Consider the following 13,880-nt stretch of genomic DNA (forward strand, 5'->3'; position numbering starts at 1 on the left):
TAATATTGAATGCAAATCTAACCATTAAAAACATACAGATATTCTATATGACCACGCGACGAGTCAAAAGTTGATCCATACCACGAAAGTTAGGACAAAAAAGCGGGAAATTCACGTTGGTATGACAACTTAAGGTAAGCTATCAACCAACAGAATCGACTTGAGAAACAGGAATATGTTCACGCTCCCATCGTTGCCACCACTTGATAAAAGCCTTCACAGCGCCGAGCTTGCGCACCCACTGAATAAGCTCGAGGAAGATAAGATCTCACAAATGGTGGCCGATCTGGATTTGAACGGCTCGATGAAAGAACATTATCTAACGGGTTGGATGGGGCTTTGTCCACTGGTGATGATCCGCAATTACCAAGATAAGCGCGGTACCTCAAACGGTTTCATGCTTACTCGGCCGGGGCATTTTCGCTTTAGCGTGCAGGCCATCACCTTCCGTATTCCCAAGTTTCTACTGTGGGCAACATTTCGACGTAAGCCTCGCATCATGGCATTAATTGCCTACCAGCAGCTAGGCGAAAACGGTGGCGGACTGATCCAGTATCGCAATATTCTGGATGCAGAGATGAAAGAAACCGTGAACCAGCAGTGGCGAGATATTAACGACTATCTTGGTGCCGCCTGTTATCAGGTTGAAAACGACTACCCGCTCTGGCAAGCGCTTGAAACGGAAGTTACCGAAGATAAGGCTGATGCTCTCGCGAATACGTTGGCCAGTAATGGGAAAAAGCTGCAAAAAGACGATGAATTTAGTGGTCTATGGCAGGGAGAGCTTTTTATTGCAACCCGACCGGCTGGAGAAACCTCGCCGTGCACATCGGTCATTATTAGCTGGCACGACGGAGACGAAATTGGCAGCTATCTTTATGGCTGGCTACGGGATGAACAGGGGAAGAAACAGTTAGCCTTGGCGATTCGCCCCGGGAAAAACGAGCAATTTTTCACGCTCAATCGTTTCGATGCAGCACACATACAAAGAGCCAAAGCGCTATTTAGCTTGGTGACTACCCGGGAATAAAGGCTGGGCATGAATATGTCTGAGGAAATTCTCGATGAAGAGAGAGATCCTCAGACAATCACGTCATCTTATTGCTCTAATAGCTTCATCTTAACAATCACTGGAATATGATCGCTGGCAACCGGCCAATTCACGGCCTTCCATTCTGCTTTCTTATTCGGAACCGTAAGCTCTTCAATTTTCCACTGCTGTCCACGGAAAGCAAAAAGGTGATCTAAGTCGAGAGCAGGATTCGCTGCAGGCCACGTTCTCATATCAGCCCCTTCAACAACCAACGGGTTCCAATAGCGTTCAAGCTCTTTAATTGCAGGCCCATTGTAAGTATCGTTGAAATCACCAGCCAAAAGTTTAATCGATGAAGCGATATTATTGAACGACGAGTCGGTATTCCCGATCGTCACATTTTCTATCTCACGTATTTGCTGTAAACGGATCGTAGGGTCTTCTTGCCAATCAAGATGCGTACTCATCATGATGATAGGGGAATCAAAATGTGGCACCTGAATTTGGGTCACGAGTAAAACTCGCTGCTCCCCATCTCCTGATGGCAGAGGAAACACCTGTTGCTTATCGATTGGATATTTGGAAAGCAGCGCAACGCCGTACTCACCGCCTTCGAAATCAATCGCCTTACCAAATGCAGCATGCATACCCGTTAACTTAGCGAGCTCGGCAACTTGATCGACCTTTCCGCTGCGCTGTGTATTTTTATCGACCTCATTCAACGAAATAATGTCAGCATTCATCGCCTTAATCGCTTTAGCAAGCGTGCTGAGATCGGATACTCTTGCCGCAGCCATATTGTAGTTAGCAATAGTCAGTTGAGGAGCTTGAGATTCGCTATAGATTTTATTTGGCGTGCCATTTTTTTCCGGAGTCAGAACCTTTGTATCGGCATGGGCTGCAAAAACAACAAATGGAATAAGGCCTAGAATTATTTTTTTCATTAATGTCACCTGGTTAATTTATTTGCCAGTACATGATAACCACGATTTCCAAGCGAAAACTGTTTGGTATCAAAGATGAAGAAAGGTCACACTTAACTCGGAGGGCTAAATATCTAAACCTCGTGTTACATCACAGTTTTCATGCAATTTCGCTTAAATTTACACAATATAAATCAGCGAGTTACACAAAAATCCTCTCTTCATTTGGCACCTCAGCCTTTTACCACCACTGATGAAAATGATGCACCGGCCCAATCCCTTGCCCGACCTCTAATGAATCCGCGGCTTCCAGCGCATTTTGTAGGTAATTTTTCGCCATGAATAACGTTTCACTCCAACTATGGTGCCGAGGACGCAGCGCAGCTAGCGCCGCAGATAACGTGCATCCGGTGCCATGAGTATGTCGGGTGTTAACTCTGGGAGCCGTAAACCGTTGCTCACCGTCAGCGCTAAACAGCCAATCAGGACTTTCGTTATTGCTTAGGTGTCCGCCCTTCATCAACACCGCTTGGCATCCCATCTCAAGCAACGCGTACCCTTGTCGACGCATTTCATCTTCATTTGTCGCCATTGGACAAGCTAACAAGGCCGCGGCCTCCGGCAAATTAGGGGTAATCAGTGCCACGTTGGGCAGTAGCAGTTCACGGACCGCTTGTACGGCCTCAGGTGCCAGTAGTGGATCGCCGCTTTTTGCCACCATAACGGTATCTAAAACCACAAAGGGGATCGTGTAGCGCTCTAACGCCTGAGCAACCTGCGCAACAATTTCAGCATTCGCCAACATGCCGATTTTCGCGCTGTCGATACGAACATCGGTTAATACAGAATCTAGCTGTGCCCCAACAAACACGGGATCAATCTGGTAAACCGACTGTACTCCACAGGTATTTTGCGCCACCAGTGCGGTAATCACGCTGGTGCCATAGGCTCCCAGCGCTGAAAAGGTTTTTAAATCAGCCTGAATACCCGCACCACCGCTCGGATCCGTTCCTGCAATAGTCAGTGCATTAATTCGCTTCATTGAATATCTCCTGAACGTGAAAAATCCTGCGGGGAAAGTTGATACAGAGAGTCGAGAAAAGCGGGAATGAAACTGCCGGGACCGGATGAATGACGCACCGCTCGCTCACCGGCCAGCGACATCACTCGGCACGCAGTCGCCACCGCCAACAACCTATCTGGCTGTTGAACGCTAAACGCCGCCACCACGGCGGAGAGTGCACAACCAGTGCCGACAACGCGCGTCATCAATGCATCACCACCGTTAACCGCGTAGGTTTTATCTCCATCAGTGACGTAGTCCGTCACGCCGGTGACAGCAACGATAGCGCCCGTTTGCTGCGCTAAAGCCTGCGCTGCAGGCAAGGCATCCAAAGAGCCATCAATACTATCAACACCGCGGCCACCGGGAGCTGTTCCGCTTAACGCGAGAATTTCAGAAGCATTCCCGCGAATCACCGCAGGTTGCAGAGATAAAAGATGATTAGCAAATTCGGTACGATAGGTCAGCCCCCCAACGGCTACGGGGTCTAAAATCCAAGGTTTTTGATTTTGCTTGGCCGAGGCAATGGCTGCCAGCATCGACTGCGCTCGTTGCGCATGCAGTGTCCCAATATTAATCAACAAAGCGTCAGCTATGGAAGAAAACTGAGCAGCCTCTTCAGGCTCGACCACCATTGCGGGTGATGCTCCCAAAGCCAGTAAGACATTGGCGGTGAACGTCTGTACGATTTCGTTGGTGAGACAGTGCACCAACGGGGCACAAGCGCGGAACTGAGTAAAAACGGCTACGGCACGGTCTGCGGGAAAATCGATGGGTAAGTCGGTGGGGCATATATTGGACGTGATAGACATATTCCTCCCAACCGGCGGTCAAGAAGACGATGCCTTAAAGCATCTGACTTCCCTACGCTGGCATTATCCAGATCAGGTAATACGGGTATTTCTCAGCCTTCACAAAGAAGGGCACCCCGAGTCATTTAAATCAAAATCAACGTATTGCGATTAATGCTTCTCATTAATCCTTGCTCAGGATAGTAATGCCAGCGGGAAGTCTTGTAAACCAAGTTAAGCTAATCTCAGTTCATATGGATTTAGCGTATTTTTATCACACCGTAATGTTTGTTATTCAGACTATTTAAACGAAACGACGTTAATCTTTCTGCCCTAAATACGCCTGTGGAACTCACCACATAGAGCGTTACAAGAAAAATAAAGATAGGGGGTGGGTTACTGAATTGAGGTGTTTCGTTAATAATCAGAACCCTGTAGCGCAATATATCTATTACATGACTTTCAAGAAAAAAACCTTTCTTTAATCACATCATGTTTGATGGCTAAAACTTTTTCACTTTTAATTTGCGTAATACATTACCGCTACGAATGACTGAAAACGAAGAGCGAATAAATCGCTCTTCGTATATTCAGCACATAACAAATTACTTCGCTGGGCAAGTGACCAGTACGCTATCGTTCGCCGACACGGTCGTTACTGCACCAAACGACATATCAACAAGTTGATATCCATCGGTATCCGAGTTCCAAGCTAGGTACCGTCCTCTATTGTCGCCATTCGCAGCATAAGGCCATCCCGCTGCGGCACCGCTTCCAATCAGTTTACTACTATACATCGCTTTGATATCCGCTATCTGCGGGTGAGCATTTTTATTGGAAGAGCCACAGGCATCACTCACATCCACTTTCGATGAACTCGGCAATGTGAAAGTCGCCCACAACTCCTCTGAAATTAAGGCGCTAGACGCGGTTTTCCCCGCTGGGGGCGTACCAAACTCTGCCGCCAATACGGGACGTTTATAGGTCACGCCATTGACTTCTATTGTCTCCGCCATTGAGCCCCAATTGTTGGCATACGGTGAGTCGGGACTGTTACTCGTCGTAGCAATGAAATCCTGTGTTTTAACGTCACTTACCGTATCAAGAGAAAATGTCAGCGTTGCTTTCGACGCGGAGTATGGCTGGTCGATATCAAAGACAGCCTTACCATCATCGCCAGTAATGCCGTTATAGCCCCCCCCGGGGGACACATACCCCATCCCCTGTATCGGCAATGTTTCCGTCACTCTCTTGTAAGTATTAGCAATAGAGACGCCTTGACGGTTAAAAGTTGCTCCCGACGATATTCTGACAAGAATGCCGGGGATCGGCTTCCCAGAGGCATCTGTTACTGCCACAGTCGCGGATACTTGTTCATTAGTCTCTACGACAGTCGCCTGTTTTTCCGTGCTCCATTTATCAGCAGGGAACGAGACCGTAAATTTTGCTCCGCGCGGTTTCGCCAAACACAGCGGCGCCAATTCTGCTGACGTGGAAGTTGTTTTTCCGACTGTCCCCCGGCTCAAGCTCGCATACTGATAATTTAACGCTGAAGCCGACACGCTGGTAGCACTCTGGTTTGCCGCCCACACAGGTTCATCAACGGGCAGCCCCAGATCTGTCTTTATTTTGCCATCTGGGTGATCGTTATACAGCGTTTGAAGATCGCTTAGCAGCGGCATTTGATCTCGACTGCACACGCTCGGACCTAATTGCCCATAGGTAACCAGTGGCCATCTTTCATTGCCTTCATAGGAACTAAGATCGCTGACGGCGGATGCCGGATATTCGCCATACAGCAACGGGCGGCTGAAAACAGTGCCGTTGCTAGCGGTAAAGGTTTCCGGCATATGCCCCCAGTAATTCGCTTTGTCGGAATCTGGGCTGGTGATGACGGTAAAAATCACTGGCATGGTCTGCGTCACGGCAGCATTGCTATCAAGTGTTGCCGTAATTGGGGTTTGCAACCCGGTTGAGTTATCCTGCGAAATATCCAGCTGCGCCTGACCGCGGTTATCAGTCGTGAGGTATAGCGTACTATAAGTGCTTTGCCCACCTGCATAGCTGGTCGTGATGAAGGACGCTGACGTTGTATTCTTGGTGCCGGCGCGGTTAGTCGTGGTGCCACGCGTCAGAATAAATGCGGTATTGGGCGCAGGCTTGCCCTGAGCGTCTTTGGTGGTCACTATCAGCGTAATTTTATCCCCTTTTGGCGCTTTGGCTGCGTTGAGCGTATCGACATATTGCGCCGAGGAAAGCACTAACTGGCTGGCTACAGGGTTATTGTTAGCCTCGCTCTGGCAAGTCAGCAACGAATATTGAGTTAAAGATACTTTGCTACTCACATCGTTACCCAGATTCACTACCTTATAATAACGACTCGTTACCGACGTATCATCAACGGTATTACTCAAGTAGCTGAGGCTTGACGGCCATCCCTGAGTGCTTGTTATCGCACCATTAGGCCAAGCACTATACAAGGAATCCAGCGCATCCTTATCAGGAACGTAACCTGCACCGCATCCACCCGCGCTGCTATTCTGCGCCAGCGCATATTGGAAATCCGCCCATTTCTCACCATTAATTAATGAGTAGGAGACACCGGTCGTTTGCGGTATTTCGTCCGACAGCACCGGGCGTTTAAATACTGTGCCGTTCGCGGCGGTCAGGGTTTCTGGCATATGGCCCCAGTACTGCGCTTTGTCGGAGTCTGGGCTGGTGACGACGGTAAAGATCATCGCCATACTCTTTGTCACAGAGGTGTCATCATCAAGCGTGACGTTCACCGCTGTTTTCAACCCTGAGGTATTATCTTGGCGAATGTTCAACATCGCTTGGCCGCTATCATCGGTAACACCGAAAAATTTCGTGGTGGTTGTCGATAATGACTGCACCTGTCCACCCGTATTAGCCACGGTGATATAGCTATTTGTGGTGGTATTGGCCGTTCCCGCACGGTTTACGGAGGTGTTGCGGGTCACATAGAACGGTACATTAGGAATCAGGTTACCCTGCGCATCTTTAGTTTTTATCAGCAACGCAATGTCGCTGCCTTTTTGCGCTTTAGCGGCGTCCAATATATCAACATACTGCGTGGATGAGAGTTCGATCTGCTGGACGGCAGGTTTCTCCTTGCTCAGACAGGTGAGCAAGCGCGCCTGTGTAGGTGCCTCACCGGAGCTCGTATCGTTGGTCAGATTCACCGTTTTATAATAACGGCTGCTTCCACTACTGCTATCCGCAGTGCCGCTCCAGTAGTTCACATCTGCTGGCCATCCCTGCACGGAAGATATGCCACCGTTCGGGTAGGCGCCGTAGAGGGAATCCAGAGAACTTTTTTCCGGTATATAGCTATTACCACAGCCGCTGGCGCTGCTGGTTTGCGCTTGGGTATAGGTGAACCGCGCCCACTTCTCATCATTGACGGTTCCAGAAGAGAAACCGCTGGTCTTCTGTAATTCCTTAAACAGTAAAGGCCGTTTAAAGACCGTCCCATCCGCTGCGGTCAGGGTTTCCGGCATATGGCCCCAATAGGCGGCTTTATCTGAATCTGGGCTGGAGGACACGGTGAAAATAGTGTTCACATTTGTACTCACCTTAGGGTTATCCAACAGCTTTGCAGTAATATTTGTCTCCGTACCTTTTTTATTGGAGCGCTCCACGTTCAATATCAGGCTACCGTCATCACCGGTTGATGCATATAGCAGGCTGGTGGTGCTCGCGAGCGACACGCCATTTATTGTGATGGGCAGAGGTGAGCTTTCTTTGACGTACTGGCGGGATTCATCATCGCCGCGCGAGATAACCAGCGGTGTATAGGCGACCGGATTCCCCGCACTATCTTTTGCGGTGATTTTGAGTTGCAGCGTGTCGTCCATTTTGACCTTTGCGGCGTTCAGGTCATAGAACCACTCGGCGTTATTTACCGCCTCTGGAGTTAACCGCACTGCCGTGGGGTTGGCGTTTTTCAGGCAGGTAAAATAGTCATACTGATTACTCGCATTAGGCAGGACTTTACCGGATGTCAAACTGACGGCATCCCAGTTGTCCGTCGATCCAGCCGATAATACCGATGACCAGTAGCTGTAAGAGACTGGCCAGCCAAGTTCGGTATGAACCTTATTATCCGAGTAAGCATTGTATAGCTTGAGCAACTGGTTGGTGTTCGGCAGATGACCAACCACACATCCGCCAGCATCCGAGCTAGCGCTGGCATTCGGGTGAGTCAACCTGCCCCAGGTTTCATTAGCCTCTGTATTCGTGACTCCCGGCTGAGAGGGAAATTCATCCGCTAGCCTTGGACGGGAAAACGTATCATCCCCTACGGTAACGGTTTCGGTCATATGTCCCCACATATGCGCTTTATCGCTATCTGGGCTAGTGGGTACGGTAAATATCACATCATAATTCACCGCGCTGGCAACGCGAGAATCGTCCAAACTGATCGTTAATGGCGTTTTGACACCCGGCCCTGTCGGCTGCTCAATAACCAATTGCGCCTTCCCCTGCGCATCCGTTACCCCTTGAAACGTACCCGTCGCAGCACTGTTGTTGCCAAATGATTGCCCGTTAATGATGAGCGGACCGCCAGAATCAAATCCCGTCGCCTGTTCCCGACGATTGGTTGAGGCTTTCGAGGCCACAGTGAAGGCCACTTCAGGTGCCGGACTGCCGTTTATCGCATTGATGGTCTGCACCATCAGAGTCACGGTTTCACCCACTTTAGCTTTCGCCAGACGCTGACTCGCATCTCCGTTTGTCGTCACCTGAATTTGAGCCACCAGCCCCGTTTCTGAGCAAACCAGCGCGTTTGCCGATTTGCCAGTAAAGCTACTCTCACTGCCGTTTTTCAGATCAACACGGTGATACTGGGTTCCATCCGTGTTTGCCGCCAAATAACTGTATGTGTTGGTCGGCCAGCCCCATTCAGTTGCAATCTTATTGCCAGAATAGGTGGCATAAAGATGCTTTAATGAGGCAACAGAGGGCACCTGCCCGTGTGCGCACATGGATTCAGCATTATCGAGCGAATCAAATATCGCCCAAGATTCATTGTTTTCCTGAAAAGAACCTGAGGTATATTGCCCCCCCTCGTCGACCAATAATGGGCGGGTGAACAGGTTCCCCTCTTCTACAATCCCGTTTTTCATATGACCCCACATTCGAGCCTTGTCCGTATTTGGGCTCGTCAGGACGGTAAAAATCACGTCCTTGGTGTCGGTGGTGTCATACCCCGCGCGCATTTCTGCGGTGATTGTCGTGCGAACCCCCGCCCCCTGCGGCTGGCTCAGGGTCACGGTAGCCTCGCCGTTAGCGTCGGTCACTCCCTGATAATCATGGGGATCTTGCACGCGAATATACTGACCGCTCACCACCACCGGCGTCGTATCCCAGACAGCATCGGTTTCATTACTTCGGCTGTGTGCGGTGCCAATATTTAGGTTGTAGTAATAGTAGGGCAGCGACTCCCCAGTAGTACTGTCCGTCACCGCTACCTTCATCAGAATAGTGTCGCCGACTTCGGTTTTCGAGGCATTCAACGTAGTGTCGAAATTATCTGGAGTCAGAGTGATCTTTGGAACCACCGCCGGTACGGCTTTGTCCAAACAGCTAACGATATAGCGTTCGCTGTCCGCAACGGGCTGCGCGCTTTTATGGCGCATGTCCACGGCCTGATGCTGTCCCGCCTCTCCTGTCGAAGACGACCAGTAATCATCGCCCTCCAGTGGCCAGCCGAGGGTATCCTGAATACTTTGTGCTCCCTGTGCCGCCACCAACGCGCTCAGCCGACGGATATCCGGCAGTTTTGCACTACAGTGACTGTCGGCGCTGCTCCAATCAAACTGTGCCCAGATTTCATTATGATCGGTAACCGTTACGTCCCCATCAGACGTCTCCTGCGCTAGCACCGGACGAGAAAACGTGTAGCCCAGCACCGTGGTACTTTCCGGCATATGGCCCCACATCTGCGCCTTGCTGCTGTCTGGGCTGGTCAGCGTGGTGAATATCACATCCACATCCTCTTCCAGTGCGCTGCTTTCCGACGGTTTTACCCTCAGCGTAGTTTTCACCCCCGGCCCGTCATCCTGAGTCACCGTTACGGTCGCCGCACCGTTAGCGTCCGTGACACCATGATATTCGGTGTCGGCGCTGGTCAGTTCGGTATTGCCGATATGCACCGGCTCGCTATTGTTAGCCGCACCCTGTCGGCCAAGCGCATTACTGCGGGTAATAACAAAGGGGACGTTGCTCAACACATGTCCAGCGCAGTCATGGGTGGCAATGGTCAGAACGATGCTTTCACCCGCCTTCACTTTTGCCGCTTTCAGCGTCTCATCATAGTGGCTGGCGCTGACCGTCAGCGGCGCATTCTGCGACGGCGCGATATCAATCGTCACCCGCTGATCCTTTAGCTCAACCGTGCCCGTGGTGGGCGTGCCGGTGAGGCTGGAAAGGAATAGCTGTGGCAGCGGCGTAGATTGATCTACCGTAGGCCACACCACTAGATGTCTTCCCGCCAGATGCTGAAAGCAAAAAGTTTTATTGTTCAGTGGCTGCGGGTCCAGAGGTACATCCGGCGTAGCCGCATCGGCCCACACCAGCTCTACACCGGGTTCCTGCTGATTTTCCCACTGCAAATCCGGCGGCGTAGAAAACATATCGCCTTCGATATCGTGGGGATTATTCAAAATAAGACGATTAGCCGCCGTATCCACGCTGAAATCGCCGGGCATAGCGCTAAAGGGAACAGAGTGAGGTTGTGTGGGATCAAGCTGTACGCTGCCCTGATAAACAGGGATAACTGCGCTATCGGCCAATGGTCGAGTACCGTTGATTTCACCCGTGGCGTCGGGCGTCATTTGCCATGTGCCGGATTGTAGCGCCGCTTGTACAGAAAATATCGACATGCCCCAAAAGACAGCCAGTAAAGACAGGAGTACGAATATTCTTTTAGTTTTCCGATACCTAAACATAAATAGTCCCTGCCTTACCATTTGATTCTGTTCAGTTGTCCGGTAGCACTGTGATAAAAGGCAATATCCAATCAACAGGTAGCACTAGACTAATTTTAGTCAGATATTTTAGGTAAACAATATTCACCACAAATTCATATAATGAGTGCAACGCTCGAGCATCATAATGCGGTCATGATGAGTGGCTGAATAAGTTAGCCAACGCCACTCGCCAAAAATGAACAGGCCACGATAAGATACCGACAACAAACTGAAGGATAACGATATCAGATTGCCCTGTTGCATGCAGAAAATATTAACACCATGAAAAACAGCAGACATGTATCTGTAAATAAATCCACAATTCATCAATATTAAATACAACAGAATAACTAATGTATGTTGCCCCACTAGAGCTAAAATCGGGTGATATATCTAACGATCATCAGCGGAAAAGAGGATAAATCAGGCGACGGTATATGTTGCTGAGTGTGCGCCAAGATTGAAGCTAGAGCTGGAGAGCATGGCGCGAGTTGTCCCCTGAACGGCTCGTTCTGCCTGCCAGTCATGAAAAGTTGAAGGGTAACTGAGTAACATTCACAGTTCGGTGCGGAATTTATGAATCTAAAAATGAATAAACAAGTCGTAAAATGAGAAGTGTAAATGTAGCAAAAATAACACCAGGCAAAATATGGCGAAACTTAATTTATTAAGGCGTTATTAAGAGATTATAAAGAGGCAGCAAAAACAGATTAAGATATTACAAACTTATTATTAAGTTAGCCTAAATAGAAAACAAATAAGACTGAATTATATGATGCCTTTACATTGACTAATTATTATACTTAGCCCACTATCTACACCGCGATTTACTTTCATAATATTTGTTTTTTGAAAAAATGAATGAATTACTTTAATTTTTTTATTCTTCTAACTTTTATTTCGTGGACTGCAACTGCAGCAGAAGATTCCCCCACAATAAATAGTACATTGCCAGCACAGGCATCAACGCCAGATTTACCCGATCTGGGCAGTCAGGCTGCGCAAAAAGCAGAGAAAGAAGAAAAAGGTAAATCGTTTAAAGAACAAACCGCAGACTATATGACAGATTCGGCAACCCAAGGTTTTGAGAACCTTACGCCGGAAGCGCTGGAATCACAGGCGCACAGCTATTTACAAAATCAAGTCACCTCCTACACACAGTCCTATATTGAAGGGCTGATGTCGCCTTATGGCAAGGTACGCACTAGCCTATCCATTGACGAACGCGGCTCTCTGGAAGGCAGTTCCCTCGATTATTTTGTTCCTTGGTTTGACGATCAGAAAACAGTGCTGTTCAGCCAGTTTTCTACGCAGCGCAAAGAGGATCGAACTATTGCCAATGCGGGACTAGGCATTCGCCAGAATGTAGGGAGCTGGCTTTTAGGTAGCAACGTCTTTTATGACTACGATTATACCCGTGGCCATCGCAGGCTAGGTTTAGGCACCGAAGCTTGGACTGATTTTCTGCGATTCTCTGGAAACTACTATCACCCGCTCTCCGGCTGGAAAAACTCGCCGGATCTCGATTTTTACGAAGAGCGCCCTGCACGTGGCTGGGATGTGCGCGCTGAAAGCTGGCTGCCGTTTTATCCGCAGATAGGCGGGAAACTGATCTATGAGCAGTATTACGGGGATGAAGTCGCATTATTCGGCTCGGACAACCTGCAAAAAAATCCCCGTGCAGTCACGCTAGGATTAAGTTATACCCCCGTTCCACTATTCACGGTAAGCGCAGACTATAAAGCCGGTACGGGAAATAATAACGACCTGAGCGTTAGCGCTATGCTGACCTACCAGCCGGGTGTGCCACTCAATGCCCAGCTTGATCCTGAGAACGTCAAAATCCAGCATTCTTTGGCGGGGAGCCGCCATGACTTTGTCGATCGTAATAACTTTATCGTTCTCGAATACCGTGAAAAAAATCCACTGGACGTGACTCTGTGGCTGAAAGCCGATGAGATCAACGAACATCCGGAATGCGTACTAAAAGATACGCCGGAAGCAGGTGTTGGGCTGGAAAAATGTAAGTGGACTATCAATGCGTTAATTAACCATCACTATAAAATCGTCACCGCATCGTGGCAGGCGAAAAGCAACGCGAGCCGTACCTTAGTGATGCCCGTAGTGAGAGCCGACACGCTGACCGAAGGCAACAATAACCGCTGGAATCTGGTGCTTCCCACTTGGCAAAACGCGCCGACAGAAGCCGAGCGCACGGCCATGAATACCTGGCGCGTCCGGATTACACTGGCGGATGAAAAAGGCAATAAACAAAACTCAGGCGTTGTGGAGCTGACCGTACAGCAAAATCGTAAAATCGAACTGGTGGTCGATAACGCCACCGATGCCGATCTCAGCACACATAAACATGAAGCCAGCGCTCAGGCCGATGGTATCGACGGCGTGGTGATGGCGCTGCTGCTGACGGACGCTTATGGCGACAATACAGACAGCAAAGGCGATAAGCTCACAGACGACGCAATCATGCCCGAGCTGTACGACAGCAACAATAAAAAAGTGACGCTCTCCGATAAGCCCTGCACGAATGAAACCCCCTGCGTGTTTATCGCCAGCCGCGATCAACACAGTGAAACCATCACACTGGCAAGTACGCTGCCTGGCTCCTTCCGCTGGAAATCAAAGGCCAACGGCTACGATGACAGCAACTACGTCGACATTACCTTTCTCGGGCAAAGCGCTGACGACGTGAGCGCCATTATCTATCAAACCAGCATCAGCCATCCGGTGAATCTGATTGATAAAGAGAATATGCATCTGCCCTTGAATAACACCTATCGGTTTGTGCTTTGGCGAGACAACAACAAGGATGGCGTTTTCCAGATGTCGGAGCAGCTTAATGCCGAAGAGATGGCGCAGTACGATTATCGCTGGGAGTTCTTTGGCAAAAGCGTCAGCGGAGATACCGGTGCGCAGGCTAACACCGAAAACCAAGATTTAGCGCTTCCGAGTACAAATCTCGAAGCACAGCAAAAGTTCGGAGCCAGCGAAAAAAGCGGCATCCAAGGATATGGGGTGCGCGTGGCGTACCGTAAAAAATAATGGCGTGGCGATGCA

At 49.4% G+C, this 13,880-nt stretch carries 6 protein-coding genes and 1 riboswitch; of the genes, 2 read left to right on the forward strand and 4 right to left on the reverse strand.

Annotated features, from left to right (window positions below):
* The first annotated feature begins 175 nt into the window (after positions 1-175).
* Positions 176-1,030 carry a hypothetical protein gene (locus tag HMPREF3091_RS21520; protein ID WP_070718971.1) on the forward strand — a complete coding sequence of 285 codons (855 nt, stop codon included), beginning with the start codon at positions 176-178 and terminating at the stop codon, positions 1,028-1,030.
* A 68-nt stretch (positions 1,031-1,098) separates the two neighbouring features.
* Here HMPREF3091_RS21520 and HMPREF3091_RS21525 read toward each other — a convergent pair whose 3' ends face one another.
* From HMPREF3091_RS21525 to HMPREF3091_RS21540, 4 genes are all read right to left on the reverse strand, one after another.
* Entirely contained in the window at positions 1,099-1,977 is an 879-nt protein-coding gene (locus tag HMPREF3091_RS21525; protein WP_070718973.1) for an endonuclease/exonuclease/phosphatase family protein, read from the reverse strand.
* Between the two features lie 220 nt (positions 1,978-2,197).
* On the reverse strand, positions 2,198-2,998 hold the full coding sequence (gene thiD / locus HMPREF3091_RS21530) for a bifunctional hydroxymethylpyrimidine kinase/phosphomethylpyrimidine kinase (RefSeq protein ID WP_004091852.1): 801 nt from the start codon (positions 2,996-2,998) through the stop codon (positions 2,198-2,200).
* Positions 2,995-3,831, reverse strand: a complete 837-nt coding sequence (thiM, locus tag HMPREF3091_RS21535) for a hydroxyethylthiazole kinase (protein ID WP_070718977.1) — start codon at positions 3,829-3,831, stop codon at positions 2,995-2,997. The genes thiD and thiM overlap by 4 nt, the downstream gene beginning before the upstream one ends.
* A 32-nt stretch (positions 3,832-3,863) precedes the next feature.
* Positions 3,864-3,960, reverse strand: a riboswitch (TPP riboswitch).
* Positions 3,961-4,415: 455 nt separating this feature from the next.
* Positions 4,416-10,718, reverse strand: coding sequence for an adhesion domain-containing protein (locus HMPREF3091_RS21540; protein WP_168168202.1), 6,303 nt, complete (start codon positions 10,716-10,718; stop codon positions 4,416-4,418).
* 948 nt (positions 10,719-11,666) lie between these two features.
* Here HMPREF3091_RS21540 and sinH point away from each other — a divergent pair.
* Positions 11,667-13,865: an intimin-like inverse autotransporter SinH gene (gene sinH, locus HMPREF3091_RS21550; protein ID WP_070718985.1), complete on the forward strand. Its 2,199-nt coding sequence runs from the start codon at positions 11,667-11,669 to the stop codon at positions 13,863-13,865.
* The last annotated feature ends 15 nt before the right edge of the window (positions 13,866-13,880 follow it).

It is taken from the genome of Hafnia sp. HMSC23F03 (assembly GCF_001816025.1).
GTDB classification, from domain to species: Bacteria; Pseudomonadota; Gammaproteobacteria; order Enterobacterales; family Enterobacteriaceae; genus Hafnia; species Hafnia paralvei.